Raw genomic sequence first — 22,426 nt, forward strand, 5'->3', positions numbered from 1 at the left:
AATTGCTTCTTATTTACTATGCTACCATTTATTTCATTATTCAAAATCCCGAAACTATAATAATACTTACTAGATTTCATTTAAATTTGACATTTTTGTGATTGTTTTAACAACATCCTAGCGAACCACATCTTTGTTATCCCGCCACGCCTTGTAGTATACTTAATCTGTATGCTAAAAATAGCAATGTCGAAAGGAAGTTATATATATGAAATCACGTGCAGCAGTGGCCTTTGCGCCTGGAAAACCTCTGGAAATCGTTGAAATTGACGTAGAGGCTCCGAAAAAAGGAGAAGTCTTGGTTAAAATTACGGATACGGCGGTTTGTCATACCGACGCTTATACACTTTCCGGTGATGATCCTGAAGGCGTTTTCCCAGCCGTCTTAGGACATGAAGGTGGCGGTATTGTTATCGAGATTGGAGAAGGCGTGACGAGTGTGGCGGTTGGCGATCATGTGATTCCGCTTTACACGGCAGAATGTGGCGAGTGTGAATACTGTACGTCTGGTAAAACGAATCTTTGTCAGGCGGTTCGCGAGACGCAAGGGAAAGGTCTGATGCCGGACGGGACAACGCGTTTTTCTTACAACGGTGAGCCGATTTATCATTATATGGGCACAAGTACGTTCAGTGAATACACCGTTATCCCAGAGATTTCGCTGGCAAAAATTAACCCGGATGCGCCTCTTGAAAAAGCGTGTTTGCTAGGTTGTGGCGTAACGACTGGGATTGGCGCGGTTCACAATACGGCGAAAGTTCAAGCCGGCGATACAGTCGCGGTTTTCGGACTTGGTGCGATTGGCCTGGCCGTGATTCAAGGCGCGGTGCAAGCTGGAGCTAGCCGGATTATCGCGATTGATACGAACCCGGATAAATTTACGCTGGCAAAAGAGATGGGCGCGACGGACTTTGTGAATCCGAAAGATCATGCGCGGCCGATTCAAGAAGTGATTGTCGAGATGACGAATGGTGGCGTGGACTTTAGTTTTGAGTGTATCGGGAATACGGATGTGATGCGTTCGGCGCTGGAATGCTGCCATAAAGGTTGGGGCGAGAGCGTGATTATCGGCGTTGCGGCGGCTGGAAAAGAGATTAGTACGCGGCCTTTCCAACTCGTGACGGGTCGCGTGTGGCGCGGTTCGGCTTTTGGTGGCGTGAAGGGGCGCAGTGAGTTGCCGGGAATGGTGGAACAAGCGATGAAGGGCGAGATTAAGCTTGATCCGTTTATTACGCATAACTTGCCGTTCGCGAGCATTAATGAGGCGTTTGACTTGTTGCATAATGGTGAATCGATTCGGACGGTGCTTTCGTATGACTGAAAAACTGGAATTGCTGGAGGAGCATCGGAGTTTTGACGGTGTTCAGAGGAAGTATCGGCATTATTCGACGGTTCTCGGTTGTGACATGACGTTTAGCTTATTTTTGCCGAATAAGGAGAAATTTGAGGCGCCGCCGCTCGTTTGGTGGCTTTCGGGCTTGACGTGTACCGATGATAATTTTACGCATAAGGCGGGCGCGCAGAAAAAGGCCGCGGAGCTTGGTTTGGCGCTGTTGATGCCGGATACGAGTCCTCGCGGGGATGATGTCGCGGATGATGCGGACTGGGATTTGGGTCAGGGTGCTGGGTTTTATTTGAACGCGACGCAGGAACCGTGGGCGCGGAATTTCCGGATGTATGATTATATCGTGACGGAGCTTACGGGGATTGTGCGCGAGGCGTTCGGTTTGACTGGGGCGGAGTCGATTATGGGGCACTCGATGGGTGGACATGGAGCGCTCGTGATTGGTTTGCGTAATCCGGGACGCTTCCGTTCGATTTCAGCTTTTGCGCCGATTGTTAATCCGATGGAGGTTCCATGGGGTATCAAGGCATTTAGCGCATATTTAGGCGAGAATCAGGAAAATTGGGCGGAATCGGATGCTTCGAAATTGTTGGCAAAACATGATGGCAAACAGGTCCCGATTTTGATTGATCAGGGAACTGATGATGGGTTCTATGATGGGCAATTACAGCCTGAAAAGTTAGCCGAGATTGCGGATGAAAAAGGTTATCCGTTGACGCTGCGCATGCAAAACGGCTTTGATCACAGCTATTATTTCATCGCGAGTTTTATCGATGAACATTTGGAATTTCATCAGAAGCATTTATAATACGAAAAGAACCGCTGAAGCTAGATTTTCAGGTCTAACTTTAGCGGTTTTCCGTTTTCCAAATCGAATCAGACAAACTAACTGCTTCATATTTTATCGTGCTCTCCATCTCAAAAACGAGCGTTCCAAATGTTTTTTTGAAAATCGGGATGTTTTGTAGTGCTTTCCGTGATAGGTTTCCCGCGAGCTTTGATGTCCGCATTTTCTTCCCATTTGCCTCGGCAATAAGTGTCACAAGCTGCGTCGTGTTCACCGTCTCGCTATTTTGAGGCACATAGATTCCGCTAGCCTTTTCACGCATCACTTCATTCAAAAAAGCGGACAAATTATCGATGAAAATCATGCTTCGATTCCCGCTAATCGCTGGAAAAATAGGCGTTTTCCGAGCAAGTTGCGCAAGGCGAGCATAATTACCGGGACAGTCCGGGCCATAAATCATCGGCGGGCGAACAATCGCGACTTGGAAATCTGGGTTTTCTAGTTGTTTCAATCGCTTTTCTGCTTCGTATTTTGACTTTCCATATAGACTCGTTGGGCGCGGTACTTGCTGAATCGGTATCACTTTTTCTGGTTCCTCAAAGCCACCCTCTTCCCCGTAAACCGCCACGGTACTCAAAAACACGAAATGCTTCACGCCTGCCGATTTTGCTCGAAGCGCTAAATTCTCCGTGAGTTCCGTGTTGATTCGGTGATACTCTCCAGCGCTTTCTGATGTTTCTTTGCGATGAACTAAAGCCGCAGCGTGCAGAACCGCATCATACTGGCTAAAATCAATAGCCGCCAAGTTTTGCGTCCGAACGGATAAAAGTTCCACGCCCACTTCTGGGTAATGCTGTGCCATCCAACTCTCAAATTGCGTACCTACATAGCCTTTCTGTCCCGTTACTAAAATGCGCATTAACTCGCTCCTTCTTGTATGCCATCGCGTTTCACGACTTTACGTATCGTGCTAAAAATCAGTTTTACATCGGTGGCAAAAGACAATTTTCGACCGTACAATCCGTCTAATTCGGCTTTTTCTTCAATCGATAACGTGTCGCGTCCCATCACTTGGGCAAGACCTGACAATCCTGGTTTTAACTCGCTCGCGCCCGCTTCTTCGCGCTTTTCAATCAAATCCGTTTGGTTATATAACGCTGGGCGCGGACCAATAACACTCATGCTTCCTGCCAAAATATTGAACAGCTGTGGTAGTTCATCCAAGCTCGTCTTCCGCAAAAACTGCCCTACTTTTGTGATGTAAGCGTCCGGCGAAGCGAGTAAATGCGTTGGCATATTTTTCGGCGTATCGACGTACATCGTCCGGAATTTGAAGATAGTAAATATTGTTTTATCCGCACCGACACGCTGTTGTTGGAATAAAATCGGGCCTTTCGAGTCTAATTTGATGCTGATGGCTACAAGTACAAATACAGGCGCTAACAAAATAATCGCGATCACCGCAAGAACGATGTCCACCAAACGTTTCAAAAATCTATTATACAATCTGCTCATCTCCTCGAATGTGGCTAGCATTGGCTAACCGAATTGTTTTTTCGGCTGCTTCTCGGTCGTTCAACTGTAAAATCGTTTGTAAATAATCGAGTAACGTGGTTTCCTCCACTGGCGTCACTTTTCCAACAAAAATCTTCGGAAAAATCTGCTCAGCAACGAGTTCGTCAGTAGTTAGAAGCTCTTCGTACAGTTTCTCGCCCGGACGAATCCCCGTTTCGATAATCGGGATTTCCTTTTCTGTTAGGCCGCTTAGACGGATCAAGTTTTTCGCTAGGTCGACAATCTTCACGGGTTCACCCATATCCAGCACGAAAATTTCGCCACCTCGCGCAAGACTTCCTGCTTGGAGTACAAGTTTCGCCGCTTCCGGAATAGTCATGAAATAACGCGTCATGCGCTTATCGGTAATCGTTATCGGCTGGCCTTTCTTGATTTGCTCTTTAAAAAGCGGAACCACACTACCACTGCTGCCTAGGACATTTCCAAAACGAACCGCGACAAACTTGGTATTACTTTTCTCATGGAATGACTGGATGATCATTTCGGCAATACGCTTCGTTGATCCCATCACGTTCGGCGGGTTCACGGCTTTATCCGAGGAAACCATAACCATACTTTCCGCACCGATTTCATGCGCCACTTGCGCCACGTTTCGCGTCCCATACACATTATTCTTCACAGCCTCTAGCGGGTTCGCCTCCATTAGTGGCACATGTTTGTGCGCCGCCGCATGATAAATCACGTCTGGCTGATACGTTTGCATCACATCACGTAAACGCTTGATGTCCTGAATGTCCACGATGAGCGGCAACAACGCCACACTCCCATCCAGCCCACCTAACTCGCGATGAATTTGATAAATCGAATGCTCGCCGTGTCCGAGTAACAAAATCTTTTCCGGCTCAAAGTCCATGATTTGACGACAAATCTCCGAACCAATCGAACCACCAGCACCCGTTACTAACACCGTTTTACCCGTCAAGTTATCCGCAATTTTTGCCAAGTCTAGCTGCACCGTTTCGCGTCCGAGTAAATCCTCAACATCCACTTCCTGCACCTGACTCACGCTCAGCTTGCCTGACAAAATATCCGCCATTTTCGGCATCGTTTTCACGACTAATTGTGTCGCCACGGCTTGCTTTGTAATCGCTTGAAGCGTCGCGCTAGGCATCGATGGCATTGCGATAATCAGTTGTTCGGCTTGTGTCTTAGCAACAAGCACCTCCAAGCTTCCCATCCCGCCAAGTACTGGCACGTCTAGCAATCTCGTCCGCTGCTTCTTCCTGTCATCATCAATAAATCCGACTGGCAGTATATCTGCGTTCGCATCTTTTTGCAGTTGTTGCACTAATTGCGTACCCGCCTCACCAGCACCGATAATAAGCGTGCGTACCGATTGGCTCTGCGCCTTGTGTTGCGACCGATCACGGCGCAATCGAACCACCAATCGCGTGCCGCCAATCAACAACAACTGGGCGATGAAAAGGAAGATGAAGAATCGAATTTCAAGGTTAATGAGTCCTGTCATAGCAACGACGACAGACATACTTACCGCGAACGCCAAGCTCACAACTTTTGCGATGGCGACTAAATCTTTCACGCTCGTATGCGTCCACGTTCTGCCCTGCAACTGAAATCCTACAGCGAAAATATGATAAGCCACAGTCAACACGATAGCCGCAACTACCGGATTCCCGTTCGCCGCACCGTAAAATGCAAGCGCTGCGGCCAACCAAATCATACCCGTATCCACAACCGACCAAAGACCAACTCTCCTCAAAATCTCCATTCTTCCTTACCTCCACTTTCCGCCATCAGATATTTCACCGTGGCCTCAAATTTTATAAATTAGCATCAAAACCGAGTGCTGTCGTTTTGTCCGCAAACGTTCTTCCTAAAAAGTTCTTCGTATCCAAAATGGCGTTCGCATTCGTCGCGATTTTCGTCACGTCCATATCTTCATGACATGTGAGTAAAACGACTAAATCATATTCTGCGACACGATCGTAATCAAGCGGAATACTTTGCTGCGTCTCTTTTTCATGATCGATAAAAGAAGTTGCGCACGTATCTAGAAAATCGACGCTCGCTCGCTGTTTCGTCAATAACTCGTGAATATCAAGCGCTGGCGATTCTCGTAAGTCTGAAATGTTTTCCTTGTAAGCCATGCCGACCAATAAAATTTTGCTTGCCGTTAAAGACTTACCGACTTTATTCAGCGCCATCATCGCTTTTCCGACAACGTGTTCCGGCATGCTTTTATTGACGTCTTGTGATAGCTCAATAAACCTACTGAAAAAGTTAGACGATTTCGCTTTCCATGAGAGGTACATCGGGTCAAGCGGAATACAGTGACCACCGATTCCAGGCCCCGGCGTAAATTTCATGAAACCGAATGGCTTTGTCGCAGCCGCATCAATCGTTTCCCAAATATTGATATCCAGCTTCTCTGCTAGCATCGCCATCTCGTTGATAAAAGCGATGTTGACGCTGCGGAATGTATTTTCAAGAAGCTTGCTCATTTCGGCAATCTCGGTCGTGCTGACGGGAACCACTTGATTGATAATCTGATCGTAGACGTTGACCGCGTAATCTTTAGATGCTTCTGTAATACCGCCGACTACTTTTGGCGTGTTTTGAACAGTAAATCGTTTGTTGCCAGGATCCACGCGTTCTGGGGAGTACGCTGCGAAAAAGTCTGTATCTAGACGCAATCCTTGTTTTTCGAGGCCTTGGCTAATAACTTCGCGGGTCGTCCCTGGATACGTTGTGCTCTCTAAGACGATAAGCGCGCCTTCTTTGAGATTCGCTGAAATAGCTGCCATCGCCGACTCGATAAAACGCATATCTGGTTCAAAGGAAGCGGTTAGTGGTGTTGGGACACAAATAATGATGATATCTGCTTGCTTTATTGTTGTTGCATCCGTTGTCGCAGTTAACTTTTGTGCAGTGACAAGTTCGTTTACGATTTCTGACGGGATGTCGCTAATATCTGATGTACCAGCGTTGATTGTGGCTACTTTTTTCTCGCTCGGATCGTATCCCGTCACGGTGAATCCTGCTTTAGCAAACGATACTGCGAGTGGAAGTCCGACATAGCCTAGACCCATAATGGTGATTGTTGCTGTGCGGGTTTCGATTTGTAATTTATGTTGTAGATTCATTTATTTTTGCTCCTTCATTCGTTTTTTTAGCGGTGAGTAGATAGTTGATAATAATCGCGAGGAGTAGCCCGTGCGTGAGGAATGTCGTGATAAGAGAGGAATCAATCAAGCTCCAAATTGGCATAGCGAGGAGCACAACGCTCAGTAAAAAGTGATTATGCTTGGCGATGCTGTCATAAATCCATAGAATCAGGGCTAAAATTCCTGTATAAATCGCGACTCCCCAGAGACCAAATGCGGAGAAGGCATCCGCCCAAAGGTTCGCATTTGCAGAAGCTTCTAAATCATTAAAATACGCTTCACCGATTAAGAATGGTGGATTCGCATCGTAAGGATAGTCAACGAAACTGCTGAAGATACTATAACCAAGATGCGTGTAGGGATTCGCTGTAAAGAAATCATAGTAGAAACTAGAGAGAACACCTGGCACCATCATGAGTCGTCGCGTCATAATTTCGGTAAACTGAATGCCACCTGTTAGAAAATCAAGTACGAGACACGCAAACACTAGCAGACAGATACTGTATAAGAATCGAACTCCGAAGTTCTTGCCTTTTTTACCGACACACCAGAGAATTCCTAAGATGAATAAGGTAGAAAAGGCGATACTTTTTTGGCCCGTTGTGGAGAAAATAATCAGCTGGCTTAAAATCCCAATGACGATAAACATTGTTTTTTTACTAATCACGCCGATTCCCATTAGTAGTGGGTTGAAAATTTTCGATTGCCAGTTCATGGCGTAAGCGGCGATAGAGCCTTTCCCTTCTTCGTGGTAATCTGCGCGAATGTCGTATACATCATAAAAATTTACCATCCGGAAATGAAATCCAAATTTGAGAAAAATGAGCCCGAATAAACCGAACCAACTAATATAAAGAATCGTGCGGACAAAGGCTTGTTTGATGCGTAGGGGGTAAATTTTTAATTGTTTCCACTTGCCGACACTTCCGAGGAGCGCCAAACAGCCGAGTAAGACTAGTTTATAAAAGAAGAAGCCGTCTAATGGATTTTCTCGTACAAAGTCGGGCATCACCATCGTGGGGATGTAAACTAAGATGTAGAGTAACCAATAAACGACTTGGGATGGGCGGGTCACGGTTGACTCTGACCAAATGATTGGGATGAGCGCCAAGATGATAGATATCGCCTTTACTGATCCCGATGGTTGGAGGTTAATCAGTGAATAGTAGCTGTAACTCGGAGATATGAGGTAAATATAGCCAATATAGAGGCAGGCGATGTAAAATAATACGCCGATAACAAGAACTAACTTTTCTACTTTCAGCTTCACTGATTGTGCTCCTCTCATGTTCTCTTTCCTTACTTCTATTTAACCATGGCTGGCAGTTTTAGCGTATTTTACTTTGTCATCCATGTGTGACAAATGCGAAATTTCGTAGTGCGCGGTAGGATAAAAATAGAAATACCCCATAAAAAATACTGCCAACAAGCGCGTAACCGGTAAGGACTGTGAGGATATCCCATTGCTGCAGATGCGCGAGGAAGAATAACACCACGATACTGATAAAACGTGAGGCATCCCATAGAAATTGCGTTTTTTGACACCCGAGTAAATACAATGTTTGCGAAACCGGTACGGTGACCAATTGCAGATAGAAAACTGGCAATAAACGCTGGGCATATTCACCGGACACACGCCATTCTTCTCCAAAAATTAACGCGAAAATACTTGGTGCAAAAAAAGCGAAAATAGCGAAAATCGGTAAGCCATACAGTACTGCTTTTCGGACGACATTTTTAAATAAGTCGAAAACGCGTGCCGATTCTGTGTGCATTCCTTTTGCCGCAACGCTATAAAAAACTTGGCCGAGTACACTTGTTAATAGTACGATTGGCATCCCAATTACGCGTTGGCCCATCCCGAAAAATCCAGCGACTTCGTTTCCAAAATAGTAGGTAATTAATAATAGCGGGGCTTGTAATGTCAAAGCGTTGATGAATAATGATCCTGATGAAAACAATGGATAGCGATAATATTTGCGAACTAAAAAGCCGATATTGCGTTTAGTGAAACCCACTTTGACACGTGTTTTCCAAAAGCTGATGCCTTGAATAGTTGCACTTCCAAATCGGCCAAATACATCACCAATAATCAGTCCGAAGCTCGGCGTAGTAAGTTGCAAGCCAGATGTCACAGCACTTTGTGTTAATTTTGCATGAGAAATCGTTGTGAATCGTTGTTCGCGCATCTGCCAAAATGTGAAGGTTTGAATCGCGCTCCCCAAGAAAATACCTAAGAAAAGTAATAGAACGACATGCGGAGATGCATGCACATTCAGCAAAGAGAACGCGGAGATTCCTGTGAGAAGGTATAGGAGGAACATCAAGGCAGATAGGAGGAGCGCTATGCTTAGACACATTTTTACGAGTAAAGTCGCTACACGCTTCGTTTTGGCTAGCGGAATCGCCCGTTCTAAGGACAAGGCCATACTGTTGCTGAAAATACTAATGATGCTAAGATAAACTGTGTATGTTCCAAAAATATCTGGACCATACATACGTGACAAGAAAGGTGCGGCAAAAAATACGAGACATTGCGCTAAGATATTACCTTTTAGTAACCGCCATGCAAATTTCTTGAAATTCGTCGCTTTATTCATCGCCACTCACCTTCTCCTTCTTATTTGTAGTAATAAGCTGTTTTCTTAGTCGGCTTAGCTTTGTTACAAATGATTCCGACTACGTTCGCGCCTGCTGTTTTCACTTCTCTAATCGTCTGCTCAAGCTTACTCCGCTTGACAGTGCGTAAACCAACGACCACGATTACCCCATCCACCTTGCTCGCAATAATCGGTGTATCTGCAACAATCGCAGGTGGCGCGTCAATAAAAATGAAATCATATGCTGCATCCAATTCCGCAAAAAAGGCGTCAAAGTCAAAACTTGCAAGTAACTCCGCCGGATTGTACGGTAACATCCCTGATACCAATACATCCAGATTCTCCACTGCCGTTTTCTGAATCGCTTTTTTCACGTTTGTTTCTTCTTTCAAAATATCCGCAAACCCGTAATAATTCTCCACTTGGAAAATATCATGTTGTGTTGGACGTCGTAAATCTCCATCAATAATGAGAACCCTCTTATCTTGCTGAGCAAAAAATGCTGCTAAATTCGCAATAACGACCGACTTCCCTTCACCAGAAGCCGATGAAGTCACCATAAAATGCTTGGCGCTACGCTTTTCTGCGAGAAACTGTAAACCTGTGCGAATCATTCGAAATTGTTCCGCAATTTGTGTATTTCGCTGCGTAAAAACGGTTAATTTCTTATCCTCTTTGTTTTTTGCTTTTCTCATCATAATTTCCTCCTCTCAATGCTTCCCAACACTTGAATGTCCACCAAAGCTTCCACATCTTCACGCGTTCTAAGTTTTGTATTTGTCAATTCGATAATTACAAATATCGCAATGGCAAGCGTTACACCTGCTATAAAACCTAACAAAATGGTAATTTTCAAATTAGGGCTCACTGGAACTTGACTATTTTCCAATTCCGCTGGTGACAACACACGGACATTCTTCTCATCCATCATCGTTTTCGCCTCTTCTTGCAAAATTTCAGATAGCGTATTGACGACGAGAACCGCTTGCTCCGGGTCCGTATCCTGCACGCCAATCACCAAAACTTGCGAGGATCCTTCATTCGTCACCGTAATTCGACTAGCTAGTTCTTTGTTTGAATCAGCTAAGTTAAGCTCATCGCGCACTTGATTTAGCACGCTACCACTTGTCACAATCACTTGATACGTGCTAATTAACTGCTTGTTCAGCTGTACGTCAAAATTACGATTATCTTCATTTTTTTCAGGCTTCACAAGCACTTGACTTGTTGCTTCATACTGCTTCTCAACAAAATGATTCGTATACACGAACGCTGTTGCCATTCCCATAATGCCAAGGATGGCGACAACCCACCAAAAACGTTTCAAAATCGTGATAATACCACTTAAATCAATTGTTTTGTCCATTGTTTTATCGTCTCCTTAAGCTTTTTTATGACTGAAACTGCTGGCAATTCGTGTAACGGTGCAATGTTCCAAGCGTGATATACGTCAATTCCTCATGAACGCCTTCAAAAATATTTTTTGTATCAAAAATTTGCATGGTAGCCATACTAGTTAATAACGACATTGGCAAGTGCTTGAATTCATCATGTTCCGTCGCGATAATCGCCATATCAGCGTTTGCAAAAGCAGTTTCTGGATTCATGTTGTAATACGCTACATGTGGGTCATATACATGAACCTCTATACCGCGTTGTTGCAAATGCTCGGCTATCTTTAGCGCTGGACTTTCGCGAATATCATCAACATTGCCTTTATAAGCTGCGCCGAGAATGACTACTTTTTTCGCCGCTTTATTCGTGATTGTCTCCACACTTTCCGCGATATATTCTGGCATACTACTGTTGATTTTTCTGGCTGTTTGGATAAGCGGTGTCTGTTCTGGCGCAGCGGTCGTGATAAAGTACGGATCAACTGCGAGACAATGTCCACCCACGCCTGGCCCCGGTGTATGAATATTCACACGAGGATGCTTATTCGCCATTTCAATAACCTTCAGCGCATTAATTCCAAGCTCCGTTGATAGTTTCACCAATTCATTCGCAAGGGCAATATTCGTGTCGCGAAACGTGTTTTCCATCAATTTTGAAAGTTCGGCCGTGGAAGCATCCGTCAATAACATCTCGCCTTCTACAAATGTTTGGTAAACAGCCTCACCGGCGCTGGCACAGGCCGGTGTTACCCCACCGATAATCCGGTTATTACGCACTAATTCCGTCATAATTTGACCTGGTAGCACGCGCTCTGGACAATGGACTAAATGCACATCCACACCTATCGTAAAGCCCGCTTCTTCTAACATCGGCTGAATCACGCCCGTCGTTGTTTTCGGTGCTACCGTAGACTCTAAAATGATGGTATTTCCTGTTATAAGCAGCGGAATCACGTCTTTCACCGCTTGGCGAATGTATCTCGTATCACACGAATGATCCTCCGTATGCGGCGTCGGAACGGCGATGATGAACGTATCGGCTGGCTCTAATTGGCTCACTGGGCGTAATAATCCGCTGGCTAAAACGCCTTGAAAAGCTTCCTGTAATCCCGGCTCTTCAATGTGAATAAAGCCAGATTGTAAACGGGCGATAACCTCTTTATTCGTATCAAAACCAATCACTTCTTGCCCGTGTTTCGCGAACATAACTGCCGTTGGTAAACCAATATATCCAAGTCCAATCGTTGCTATTTTCATCTTTATTCCTCCTAATTTAATTCATATCCTTCATTCACTTCATAACTTTTAACTAATTCTACAAACTTTTCTTTCAAAACGCGTGCATCAAAATGAGTTTCCGCAAGCACTCGTGCTCGCTCTCCCATTTCTAATTTTTCCGTTTTATGATTGTGTAGCCTTTTTAGAAAATCATAGTATCCGGCCTTATCATCGTAATCAAATCCTGCACCTGCTTTGTTTTCCCGTAATAAATCATCTTGCCAACCTTTGAAATTCAAAACGATTGGCTTGCTCAGCGATAGGAAGTCAAAAAATTTGTTGGAACTATTTTCAGCAGCTAGAATTGGAACATTTGCTAAATTCACAATCCCGACGTCACTCGCTGACATCCAGCTAAAAACCTCTGCTTTTGGCATATTATCGAGTAACCAAATGTTTGTTAACCCGCGATTCCGAATCGTCTCTACCATCATCGCCTTCTCTTTGCCGCGTCCAATCAAGATGTAATGAATATTAGGGTCTGGATGCTGTGTCGCGACATCGAGTAGGAAAGAAAGATCATTCGCCGCGCCAAATGTTCCTGGGTATAGCGCGATTGTCTTACCAATTAGTTCCGGGTATTGCATTTCAATGTGATTTCGTTCACATTCAGAGGCATACTGAGTTGCTTTAGCACAATGCGCGAGATTCGTTATGACACTAACTTTGCTTTTCTCCATACCTTTTCGAACAATGTTACGCTTAATCCCATCAGAAAGAGCTACAATATGAGAGGCGTGACGATAAATCAATTTCTCCAAACCGCGAACCATTTTGATAACAGCCTTGTTGCGGATAATTCCCATTTCAATCGGTGCATCTGGCCATACATCCCGAACTTCAAATATAAAAGGCACGCGCTTGATTTTTGCTACGATGAGTGCTGTAATTCCCACTGTGATTGGCGCAGAACTTGCATAAATAACATCCACATTCTTTTCTTTCAACCCAAGATAGATGCTTTTAATGACAAACAGGAGGAAAGCCAGCACACGCTTATGAAAGGCAAAAGTATGATCATAATTCGTTTTTGTCGAAGCAATCTGGATACCGTCTAATTCTTTTTCCGCCATGTTCTTTCCGGTTAACATGGTCACCTCAACACCATCTTCTGCTAACTTCTTCGCTAATTCATATGGCCTTGTTAAGCCATTCTCTGACTCAAAATGTTGGCTGATATACAGTACTTTCATTTAGCACCTCGCTTGTTGCCACTTCGTAAAGGGCAAGTAATTTTTTCCCTTCTGCCGTCCAATTGTAGGTTTTCTCGTAGTGATAACGTCCATTTGCGCCCATTTCTTGTTGTAACTTCTTACTTTTCAGCAACCGTTCAATCGCGTTCACTACTTCTAAATTATCCAGTGGATTGACGCTATAGCCGCTTTGTGTTTCTTCCATTAATTCCGACCACATCGGGAAATCCGACACGATCATTGGCAACTCGGCTGACATATATTCAAACATCTTCGTCGCCATCGATTCCATATAATTCGGTATAGGCTTTAATAGGCAAAGTCCAGCCGTAGCATTAGCCATATGGGCACCAATTTCGTCATTTGGGATTCTGCCTAGTCGCTCGACATTGCTCATTAGACCATTCTTTGAGACAAAAACATCGATTTTTTCGTTATCTGCTTCAAAAATGGGACCTATTAATTTTAATTTCAAATCCTCATATCCTGACTGCTTCAAGTTTTTCAGCGCCTCTAGCATAATCCATAACCCACGATTTTCTTCAATTCCGCCGATATAGATTAGCGTCTGCTCCACACTTTCCGGTGACGATAATGCTTCTTGGTATGTGGGATAATTCAGTATATCGTCGTATCGTTGCGTGACATATGAATAATCTTTTTTATAGGACGTCTCAGCGAATATGACATTATCACACAGCTTCAGACATCTTTGCTCCATTCGCTTAACGATTTTGGCAAGTGGTGTGCGCAAAGCCGCTGGAATCCATGCCTTCGTTTCCAAGGCTTTCGGAAAATTTTCATGCATGTCGTAAAGGAAAACTCCTTTCTTTTTTCGCAATATTGGCAAAAGTAATAATAATTCAGGGTCATGAAAATGATAATACTTCGCGTCCGATTGACGAATAGCCTTGTAAATGCTCAACCATCTTGTGAATCGCTTGAACCGGCTACCTTTTTGGAATAACCTTTGCGTTAAATTCTGGCGAAATTCGGGTTGTTGCGTCGTCTCCACCGCCATTTGCTCCACCTGATAACCGGCTTTTAGTAGTGTATCGATTTCTTTGTAGTAAATTCGTGTATCGTTCCAGACGTGCACTGAGCTGTAAACAAATACTTTTTTTTCGTTTAATGGCTTATTTTTCATCGACTTTTCCTAAATCCCAAGTCAGCGTTTCTCCTTCTGGTGAGGTGTAGGTCAGTAATACTTTGTCTTGTTCTTTCGGAAATTCATAGTAGCCATCCCCTGTGATAGTCTCGCCTTTTGCGATTTCTTGACCGAAGTTGTTACCGCCTGTCATCTGGTAATCTTTCTTGTTCACCGTGATGTGGAAGTTTCCAGCACCGATTCCTGTTGTTTGTTTCGTATTATTTTTAACCTCAAAGTGGACTCGCACTTTTTTGGCGTTATTGACCAGCTGAACATCGGCCACCTTGATGAATAGACCATTTATATCTTGTGTGGTACCAATATCTGTTTTTGGTTGTAATAAAGTCGCATTAATCGCTAAACCAACCGTTAGTACTAAAATGGCGACCATTCCTGCTATTGTGAACTTCTTTTTATTTTTCATAAAAATGATTCTCCTTTATTAGTTGTTGGATACCTGTTTTGTTCGGCTCCTTAACTCTATTTAACCATGGTTGGCTTTTTTCTTGTATTTTGTTTTGTCATCGTATAGTGACAATTGCGAGAGAATGGCAAAAAAGCAAGTACAGGACAACGGATATAGTCGCCCTGTACTTGCTTTTCCTTATTTGGTGAATACTGCGGACAAGTCACTTGTCATGCGTTTGTCGCTGTTTTTCGCTTGGACTTGAATGCTTGTTGCACTTGCTGCTACATAGGCTTTGAATGTGAAACTACCGTCTGGGTTCACTGTCATCGTTCTAATGCTTTGTGTTCTAACGGCTGCACCATTTTCGTAAATTGTAATTAATTCCGTTCCTTTTGGTGCTGTTCCTACGATGTAGTTACCGTCCATTTTTTCTAGGACTGGTGCTGTCAGTTTCACTACGGCTGACCCTGTTACCGTTGTGCTTGCTACGCGTAATGTGTTGTAACCTGTCGTATCTCGAATTTCAATTTTAATAACTGTCCCTGCGGCTTGTTTCCCAATGCTTGATTGGAATGTCCCATCCGCTGCGATTGCTCCTGTCTTAACGGCTACACCATTGATGCTTACACGGAAGCCTGTTGCTGATCCTGCTGTTACAGAACCTTTCAATGTATCGTCATCCATTGTTAGCGCATCTAGAACTGGTTTTTCATCATTAACGATGTTCACTGTTTTACGAGCCATTTCTGTTTTATCGGCGTATCCTACTACTTCTACTTTTGAACCTGGTTTAATCAGATTGTTTGTGGAAATACTGTAGGTGCCACCTGCTTTAATTTGACCGACTTTGACGATGGTACCATCAATAGATAGACGGACAGTTGTCAAACCAGATCCAGCGGTTCCAGTAATGGTTGTTGCGCTTAGACCCGCGTCGTTAGCCGTTAGACCATAGGCAACTGATGAGGAAGAGCTGAGAACGGTTCCTGTCGCGATTGGCCCTTTATTTCCTTTGGTATCGACACCGCGTACTTCAAATGTGTCGCCAACTTTTAAACCAAAACCTTGGGCATACAGCTTGAAGTCTCCGTTTGTTGGTGTAGATACTTTTTTGCGAACGCCGTTGATGTAAAGTTCCACCGTTACTGTGCTCGCATCTACTTTTCCTGTAATGTACTCATCTGTCACGCCATAACCGTTTACTTTTGGTGCTGTTAGTGTTGTATTTTTCGCATCTAATAGGTTTTGCGCTTTGTCTAGATCCGCTTGACGTTCTGCTTTCACTGCTGGATCTGTGATCGCATCGACTAGTTTTTTCGCATCATCGATGGCTTTTTGGTCTGTCGTTGGTTTGATTGCTCCTGATGTTGGGGTGTTACTGTTGAATAGTTCATCCACTGCTTTTTTCGCTGCGTCTTGTTTCGCTTTTTCTGTTGCTGCTGCATTCTTCGCATCCAGTAAACCTTGTGCTTTGTCTAAGTATTCTTGTAATAATTCTTGTACTGTCGGATTTGTTAATGCATCAACCAATTGTTGCGCACCATCAATCGCTTTTTGATCGGTTGTATCTTTAATCGTGTTGCTGGTGAGGCTATTATCTGTGAACAATGCAATTATTGCTTGTATTGCTGCATCTTGTTTCGCACGTTCTACTTGCAATGTATCAAATAGGCTTTGTGCTTGTTCCAAGTCTTTTTGCAATACTTCTCTTACCGTTGGATCAGTGACTACATCAATTAATTTTTGTGCATCGTCAATAGCTTTTTGACTGATTATATATTCATCAATTTCGTTGCTTGTCGGTGTTTGATTGATAAATAATTCATTAACTGCTTTTCTGGCTGCATCTTGTTTTGTTTTCTCTGTTGCTGGTGCATTGCGTTGATTTAATAGTTCTTGTGCGCGATCCAAATCTTTTTGTAAACTTACTTTTAGAACAGGGTCTTTGATTTTGTCGATTTCTGCTTGCGCGTTATCGATGGCATCTTGATCTGCGGAAGCTTTGATTGCGTCACTTGCTGGTGTGTTGTTCACGAATAGTTGATTCACTGCATAGCTTGCAGCTGCTTTTTGATTCAGATCATCTGTTGCTTGTTGTGTGCGTGCATCAAGTAAGCTTTGGGCTTTGTCGATATCCTTTTGTAAGTCTGCTTTTACTGTTGGATCTTGTACTTTGTTTACTAAAGCTTGTGCCACATCGATTGCTGCTTGGTCTGTTGTTGGTTTAATGCCTGTTTTTGTTGCATCTGTAAATAGGGCGTCAACAGAAGTTTTTGCAGTATATTGCGTTGCTTTATCCACTGTTTGTTTTGCTAACAATTCTTTTGCTTTGTTAATATCGTTTTGTAAATTGGTTTTATCTGTTCCTTGTGCAAGTTTATCTACCGCTGCTTGTGCTTCATCAATTGCTGCTTGGTCTGTTGTTAGCTTCAGGCTATATTTATTAGAGTCTGTGAAAAGAGTATCGACCAGGTTAGTTGCATTCGATAAATCTTGGCTAGCTGACGTTAAACCATCTCCAAATACATAAGCTCTAGTTGAAAGATGAGATCCACTTTTTGTATAATAAGACACATTAATTAAGCCGAATTTAGGAACATCAACTTTTTTATCTAATGTATAGGTTTTTACCCCTGTAGTTGTTGGTGTTTCCACTACCCCATAATTATACAGCTCTCCACCAACGTTATTAATTATATTGATTCTAATTGTCCCACCAATACTAAGTTTCGTTAAATTGACTACGATATTAAGCTTTCCGTTAGCTTCAGTCATAGTTATATCTGTTCCTGTTTGAGCTGGTGTATCACTGAAGTAGTCATTTGCTACTGCTGCTTCTGCTAGATGTCCACCGCTCAATGATTCTGATAAACTTAATGATGTTGGGAAGATTTGCGATGCTACGATTGTCGTTGTTAATAAACCTACTGCTATTTTTTTACCTGTGTTTTTCATTTTTTACCTCTTTTCAGTTTTTAAAATTTCATTCTTACAATCATGGTTTTTGCACGATGAAAACTTTACAACAGAAACACGTAACATGTATAAAAAAGCCACAAATTCTTATGGAGGATATGGCTCCTTTATGATAGAAGAAAATTAATCATAGAGAAACTTTCATAACAATAAACGGCATATTACGTAAATCAAAATGGTATTGTTATATATGGACCTTCTGCTTGCGGTGTCGGGATGCATGAGGCGTCCACTTTTTCAAGCCCCCCTATGGTCACAAGATATGTTGCTGTTCTGTATGTTTCATAGTTTTCTCCCGTTTTTTCATTATTTAAAAAGAGGCGTATATCGAATTCTCTGTGGGCTACCGTAATAAAATCACCAACAGCGATTGGTACATTATTTTGCGTTGCCAAAGCTTGGTCTCGTCCAATGAAATCTTTCTTGAAAATTTCTTTACCTTTAGCGTTATTAATCTTGACTGTGGCATACGCATCTGCGAAATAGGAATGAGGCTCACCAAAATTTTGGGTAATGGTTGCTTTCTTTGTGCTTAAATTAATGCGCATATTGGCAAACTCCCAATCACTATAGCCTTTCAGTTGGAATTGAAATTGTTCCCCACTCAAAATATTTTGTGAGCTTTCTTTTTTTACTGCAATTAAATCGGCATAATTTTTTTGATAATTCGCTTGATCAGTATCTGGCAGATAGGTAATCCCTTTTCTGAGCATTGATTTCAAGATAATATTATCTTCGTTTTTGAATTTGCTGTTATCACTGATTGTGGAAGCAAATGTCGCGAGTTTCTGTTTATAGTTCGCCAGTGCATCTTGAACCGTTACTCCTGTTAGGTCACTGGTTAGACCGTATTTTGTTACTTTGAATACTTGATTTATCGAGGCGTTTGTAAGTTTAGTGGCTGTTCCAGTAATGCTAAAACGTGTTGGCTCTTGATGCATCACCTTAATTGTAAAGCCTGGTTTAATCGCGAGTTGGAACTTGCCCTTCTCGGTCTTAACTCCATTCATAGTGCTTTTGAAAACAGACTGCCCGTTCTCATTGAATACTTGGATGGAGGCATAATCATCTTTAAAATAAACATGTGGATCACTTTTTGTAATAGCAAACTCCAGATTCCCTTTCTCAGGATCCACTGATGCTGTAGCAAAAATATCATCACTTATTCCTTTAAAAATCAGTTCTTGTGTCGCAATATATGACGTTTGCAGTTCATTCATCTGTATAGTCGCATTGTTGCTAAAGTCTGATACAGCCAAATAGTTTGTTGATGGCTCGTAAAAACGATCGACTCCTGTAGGGATATCTAGCGAATAGATTCCAATTGGCATATTTTTAAGCGTAACTGTCGGTGCCGTAATCTTAACTTCTCGTACTACATCTTCGCCATCCTTAATCTTTAATGTCCTACCTTTTATTTGCGTGAAATCATTGATCGTAAATTGGATATTCATAGTATTCACTACTTTGTATTTTTCAAGCTGATTATTGCTCACTAAGCCCCATTTAGTATCCAAGGCAATATCTTTTTTTGCTTTTTGCAAATTATCACTAGAGAGAAGCGATGCCAAAGGATACACAGCTTTATTTCCAGAATAGAGGTTTTCCACTTTTTGTTTGAGAGACATAGAACCTTGAACCAGTTCTAGATAGGGTGTGAAATTATAGTGACTTACTTCTCCAAAATACTTGCTCAACAAATCTAGAACTAGCGGATTTTCCCCAAGTGTCTTTGCATTTACCTCAGCACGATGCGATTGGTTAAAATGTGCAAAGGCTGGGTCTCCTGCTTTATCTTTCATGAGCGTCAACATATACAGTTTATTTCTCAAGTTCCAATCATTTGTTGGCGTTTTCGCCGTATAAACATTTTTATAAAAATCCGTTTCTTGTGTCGCTAGATTTCCCTCATAGAGCCAACCGTTGTAGTAATCCTTTTTCTGCATGGAGTTGGCGTAAATATTATTCCATACCTCTCCTGTAGAAAATGTATTATCCGCCATGAATGTTCCTTGGTAACCATGCCCAATCTCATGAAGTCCGCCCCAACCTGGCTTTAGCCAAAAAGCAATGACAGATGGGCTTGTTTCGGCGGTATGAGTGTCTCCATAGTACCCCGCACCAGCTCCGTTTTTATCTGCTTTTGCAAAATAGCGATTTGGGATGTTTTTATCTGTCGCTTTTTGTGGTGTGAAAGATAAACCCGCAAGCTCATTGTACGTTTCAAATACGTTGTCGTAATAAGCTAGTAAAGCACCGATGGAAGAGAAATCATTCATTTTTTTCAGGTAAGCTTTATCGCCTTTTGGAACTAAAATCTGGATGTATTTATTGCCGATTAATCCGAAGCTCGCATTCGTTTTATCCCATTTCCCCCAAAAATTAGCCTCGTTATCTCCCTGTTTAAAGACTGGTAGATCTGTAATATTATCACTTACTTTATATTCGACTACAGGAGCATTCCCATCTGCCGTGTAGACTGTCCTAACAAAAGGCACAGCGTCATTGATAGCTGTTACAGTTACCCACGAACTTCCGATAGTTTGAGAACTCTCCGTTTTGTTATCATCATTTAATAATTCTAGCGTGACGTTTCCTTTGAATTTCGTATTTTTTTGTCTAATCTCGATAGTCCCAGCCTTAGGGAGTACAATACCTAAATCTTGTTTATCATGATTAATTCCTTTGCTAAACCCTTGATTTTTTAGCCATGTTGGATCCTCTAACGTGTACAGTTTTTTCTCCAGTGTTGCCGCATTTACTTTTGGCTGCATCATAGTGACAGTCATCACTATAGTAAGTAACAAAATAAATGCAAAAACCACTTTAATCTTAGTATTCATCATTCGTCATCTCCTCTTTTCTAAAAATTTTATCCCCATCTCGTTACTCGAAGTAAGATTAAACTACTTCTTAATAATTATCATATCATTATTAAGACTATTCTTTATTAAAAGATTGCCGGTAATAGTTCGATAATTATATTTAAATTCAACATTTCTGTGAACATCTGGATTATTTTTAACAATTCGGAGAATAGGATTCTGTTACACCGCTTTTACCAGATTGTCTTACCTTTAGAAAACAGAACAAGGCACAGCTTATCCAACAATGGAATACGGTTTATTTAGAAAAAGCAGTAACTACCTTGAAAGAGCTAGACACGTTTGATGAAACCTTACTAGAGCATATCTCTCTACTAGGCTGGAAACACATTAACTTTCTTGGGGAATATCTTTTTTCTGTCACGGATGATATGACATTTCAAACCTTAAAATCACTAGATTCCCGACGGACGAAAAGCACCGAAATCTATTGTGACACAATGGATTTCGGTGCTTTCTAAAATTTCTTAGCGTTGTATATTCGTGTTTTGCTCTCCCTACCCTATTACAAATCACCTATGATTATCTGGTTAAAACAAACCCGGAAGTAATAAAATATATGGAGCACATCTCGCTAATTAATTGGCAACATATTACATTTTTAGATGAGTATAAATTTGACATGTTATCTATCCCAATACAGTTGCAAGCGTTAAATATTCAACCTTACATACCTTTAATCTTTTGGTAGAAAGAAGTTTGCAATCCTTATCGATACAAACCCCCTTTGCTCGCTCAGTACCCCTAGTATGTTTAAAATTTACTTTGTTAGTGCTGTAGATAGATCACTTGTCATGCGTTTGTCGCTGTTTTTAGCTTGGACTTGAACGCTTGTTGCACTTGGTGCTACATACGCTTTGAATGCAAAGCTACCATCTGGGTTCACAGTCATCGCACTTACGTTTTGCGTTCTTACGGCTGCACCATTTTCGTAAATTGTAATTAATTCCGTTCCTTTTGGTGCTGTTCCTACGATGTAGTTACCGTCCATTTTTTCTAGGACTGGTGCTGTCAGTTTCACTACGGCTGATCCTGTTACCGTGACACTTGCCGTACGGAATGTATTGTAACCTGTCGTATCTCTGATTTCAATCGTAACAACTGTTCCGACTGCTTGTTTCCCAATGCTTGATTGGAACGTCCCATTGGCTGCAATTGTTCCTGTCTTAACGGCTACGCCATTGATACTTACACGGAATCCTGTTGCTGACCCTGCTGTTACAGAGCCTTTCACTGCGTCGTCATCGATCGTTAAGGCTTCTAATGTTGGTTTTTCATCATTAACAATGTTCACTGTTTTACGAGCCATTTCTGTTTTATCGGCATATCCTACTACTTCTACTTTTGAACCTGGTTTAATCAGATTGTTTGTGGAAATACTGTAGGTGCCATCTGCTTTAATTTGACCGACTTTGACGATGGTACCATCAATAGATAGACGGACAGTTGTCAAACCAGATCCAGCGGTTCCAGTAATGGTTGTTGCGCTTAGACCCGCGTCGTTAGCCGTTAGACCATAGGCAACTGATGAGGAAGAGCTGAGAACGGTTCCTGTCGCGATTGGCCCTTTATTTCCTTTGGTATCGACACCGCGTACTTCAAATGTGTCGCCAACTTTTAAACCAAAACCTTGGGCATACAGCTTGAAGTCTCCATTTGTTGGTGTAGATACTTTTTTGCGGACGCCGTTGATATAAAGTTCCACCGTT

18 protein-coding genes are annotated in these 22,426 nt (G+C 42.5%); 3 read left to right on the top strand and 15 right to left on the bottom strand.

The window, feature by feature from the left end; genetic code table 11:
* The first annotated feature begins 208 nt into the window (after positions 1-208).
* Complete coding sequence (locus DUK53_RS11010) at positions 209-1,321, top strand: S-(hydroxymethyl)glutathione dehydrogenase/class III alcohol dehydrogenase (protein ID WP_036132009.1); 1,113 nt, start codon at positions 209-211, stop codon at positions 1,319-1,321.
* Complete coding sequence (fghA, locus tag DUK53_RS11015; RefSeq protein WP_036090248.1) at positions 1,314-2,153, top strand: S-formylglutathione hydrolase; 840 nt, start codon at positions 1,314-1,316, stop codon at positions 2,151-2,153. The genes DUK53_RS11010 and fghA overlap by 8 nt, the downstream gene beginning before the upstream one ends.
* A gap of 40 nt (positions 2,154-2,193) precedes the next feature.
* On the opposite strand, the gene DUK53_RS11020 is transcribed toward fghA, so the two are convergent.
* The 14 genes from DUK53_RS11020 to DUK53_RS11085 form a co-directional block, all read right to left on the bottom strand.
* Positions 2,194-3,051 carry an NAD-dependent epimerase/dehydratase family protein gene (locus tag DUK53_RS11020; protein WP_036090250.1) on the bottom strand — a complete coding sequence of 286 codons (858 nt, stop codon included), beginning with the start codon at positions 3,049-3,051 and terminating at the stop codon, positions 2,194-2,196.
* A complete protein-coding gene (locus tag DUK53_RS11025) occupies positions 3,051-3,647 on the bottom strand; it encodes a sugar transferase (protein WP_036090288.1) in 597 nt (198 codons plus the stop codon). The genes DUK53_RS11020 and DUK53_RS11025 overlap by 1 nt, the downstream gene beginning before the upstream one ends.
* Positions 3,631-5,436: a polysaccharide biosynthesis protein gene (locus DUK53_RS11030; RefSeq protein WP_036132012.1), complete on the bottom strand. Its 1,806-nt coding sequence runs from the start codon at positions 5,434-5,436 to the stop codon at positions 3,631-3,633. Before DUK53_RS11030 ends, DUK53_RS11025 begins: the two co-directional genes overlap by 17 nt.
* A 52-nt stretch (positions 5,437-5,488) precedes the next feature.
* Complete coding sequence (locus tag DUK53_RS11035; RefSeq protein WP_036132014.1) at positions 5,489-6,811, bottom strand: nucleotide sugar dehydrogenase; 1,323 nt, start codon at positions 6,809-6,811, stop codon at positions 5,489-5,491.
* On the bottom strand, positions 6,795-8,102 hold the full coding sequence (locus DUK53_RS11040) for a hypothetical protein (protein ID WP_036132016.1): 1,308 nt from the start codon (positions 8,100-8,102) through the stop codon (positions 6,795-6,797). Before DUK53_RS11040 ends, DUK53_RS11035 begins: the two co-directional genes overlap by 17 nt.
* 76 nt (positions 8,103-8,178) lie before the next feature.
* Positions 8,179-9,432, bottom strand: coding sequence for an oligosaccharide flippase family protein (locus DUK53_RS11045; protein WP_236637299.1), 1,254 nt, complete (start codon positions 9,430-9,432; stop codon positions 8,179-8,181).
* 20 nt (positions 9,433-9,452) lie between these two features.
* Positions 9,453-10,130, bottom strand: a complete 678-nt coding sequence (locus DUK53_RS11050) for a CpsD/CapB family tyrosine-protein kinase (protein ID WP_036090263.1) — start codon at positions 10,128-10,130, stop codon at positions 9,453-9,455.
* Positions 10,127-10,798 (bottom strand): YveK family protein, encoded by a 672-nt coding sequence (locus DUK53_RS11055; protein ID WP_036090265.1) that lies wholly within the window; start codon positions 10,796-10,798, stop codon positions 10,127-10,129. The genes DUK53_RS11050 and DUK53_RS11055 overlap by 4 nt, the downstream gene beginning before the upstream one ends.
* A 25-nt stretch (positions 10,799-10,823) precedes the next feature.
* Positions 10,824-12,083 (bottom strand): nucleotide sugar dehydrogenase, encoded by a 1,260-nt coding sequence (locus tag DUK53_RS11060; RefSeq protein ID WP_036132018.1) that lies wholly within the window; start codon positions 12,081-12,083, stop codon positions 10,824-10,826.
* Positions 12,084-12,094: 11 nt separating this feature from the next.
* Positions 12,095-13,297: a glycosyltransferase family 4 protein gene (locus DUK53_RS11065; RefSeq protein WP_052164926.1), complete on the bottom strand. Its 1,203-nt coding sequence runs from the start codon at positions 13,295-13,297 to the stop codon at positions 12,095-12,097.
* The gene (locus DUK53_RS11070) at positions 13,266-14,444 is read right to left on the bottom strand and encodes a glycosyltransferase (RefSeq protein WP_036090270.1); all 1,179 of its coding nucleotides are present in this window, start codon (positions 14,442-14,444) and stop codon (positions 13,266-13,268) included. The genes DUK53_RS11065 and DUK53_RS11070 overlap by 32 nt, the downstream gene beginning before the upstream one ends.
* The gene (locus DUK53_RS11075) at positions 14,434-14,871 is read right to left on the bottom strand and encodes a DUF4352 domain-containing protein (protein WP_052164927.1); all 438 of its coding nucleotides are present in this window, start codon (positions 14,869-14,871) and stop codon (positions 14,434-14,436) included. The genes DUK53_RS11070 and DUK53_RS11075 overlap by 11 nt, the downstream gene beginning before the upstream one ends.
* 180 nt (positions 14,872-15,051) lie before the next feature.
* Positions 15,052-17,811, bottom strand: a complete 2,760-nt coding sequence (locus DUK53_RS11080) for a toxin Cry1Ac domain D-VI-related protein (protein WP_112859900.1) — start codon at positions 17,809-17,811, stop codon at positions 15,052-15,054.
* A 191-nt stretch (positions 17,812-18,002) separates the two neighbouring features.
* Entirely contained in the window at positions 18,003-20,678 is a 2,676-nt protein-coding gene (locus tag DUK53_RS11085) for a putative mucin/carbohydrate-binding domain-containing protein (RefSeq protein WP_124892732.1), read from the bottom strand.
* Positions 20,679-20,935: 257 nt separating this feature from the next.
* On the opposite strand from DUK53_RS11085, the gene DUK53_RS11090 reads away from it, so the two are divergent.
* Positions 20,936-21,178 (top strand): Tn3 family transposase, encoded by a 243-nt coding sequence (locus DUK53_RS11090; RefSeq protein WP_077947553.1) that lies wholly within the window; start codon positions 20,936-20,938, stop codon positions 21,176-21,178.
* A 299-nt stretch (positions 21,179-21,477) separates the two neighbouring features.
* Here DUK53_RS11090 and DUK53_RS17515 read toward each other — a convergent pair.
* The coding region (locus DUK53_RS17515; RefSeq protein ID WP_161564239.1) for a hypothetical protein at positions 21,478-22,426 on the bottom strand (949 nt) is incomplete at its 5' end.

It is taken from the genome of Listeria sp. SHR_NRA_18, from assembly GCF_003856515.1.
Lineage (GTDB): Bacteria > Bacillota > Bacilli > Lactobacillales > Listeriaceae > Listeria_A > Listeria_A newyorkensis.

Bases quoted from the DNA above. Each gene is read 5' to 3' on its own strand.
- DUK53_RS11070 (WP_036090270.1), bottom strand. From the start codon at position 14,444: ATGAAAAATAAGCCATTAAACGAAAAAAAAGTATTTGTTTACAGCTCA.
- fghA (WP_036090248.1), top strand. From the start codon at position 1,314: ATGACTGAAAAACTGGAATTGCTGGAGGAGCATCGGAGTTTTGACGGT.
- DUK53_RS11025 (WP_036090288.1), bottom strand. From the start codon at position 3,647: ATGAGCAGATTGTATAATAGATTTTTGAAACGTTTGGTGGACATCGTT.
- DUK53_RS11055 (WP_036090265.1), bottom strand. From the start codon at position 10,798: ATGGACAAAACAATTGATTTAAGTGGTATTATCACGATTTTGAAACGT.
- DUK53_RS11030 (WP_036132012.1), bottom strand. From the start codon at position 5,436: ATGGAGATTTTGAGGAGAGTTGGTCTTTGGTCGGTTGTGGATACGGGT.
- DUK53_RS11060 (WP_036132018.1), bottom strand. From the start codon at position 12,083: ATGAAAATAGCAACGATTGGACTTGGATATATTGGTTTACCAACGGCA.
- DUK53_RS11085 (WP_124892732.1), bottom strand. From the start codon at position 20,678: ATGATGAATACTAAGATTAAAGTGGTTTTTGCATTTATTTTGTTACTT.
- DUK53_RS11010 (WP_036132009.1), top strand. From the start codon at position 209: ATGAAATCACGTGCAGCAGTGGCCTTTGCGCCTGGAAAACCTCTGGAA.
- DUK53_RS11035 (WP_036132014.1), bottom strand. From the start codon at position 6,811: ATGAATCTACAACATAAATTACAAATCGAAACCCGCACAGCAACAATC.
- DUK53_RS11075 (WP_052164927.1), bottom strand. From the start codon at position 14,871: ATGAAAAATAAAAAGAAGTTCACAATAGCAGGAATGGTCGCCATTTTA.
- DUK53_RS11020 (WP_036090250.1), bottom strand. From the start codon at position 3,051: ATGCGCATTTTAGTAACGGGACAGAAAGGCTATGTAGGTACGCAATTT.
- DUK53_RS11080 (WP_112859900.1), bottom strand. From the start codon at position 17,811: ATGAAAAACACAGGTAAAAAAATAGCAGTAGGTTTATTAACAACGACA.
- DUK53_RS11065 (WP_052164926.1), bottom strand. From the start codon at position 13,297: ATGAAAGTACTGTATATCAGCCAACATTTTGAGTCAGAGAATGGCTTA.
- DUK53_RS11050 (WP_036090263.1), bottom strand. From the start codon at position 10,130: ATGATGAGAAAAGCAAAAAACAAAGAGGATAAGAAATTAACCGTTTTT.
- DUK53_RS11045 (WP_236637299.1), bottom strand. From the start codon at position 9,432: ATGAATAAAGCGACGAATTTCAAGAAATTTGCATGGCGGTTACTAAAA.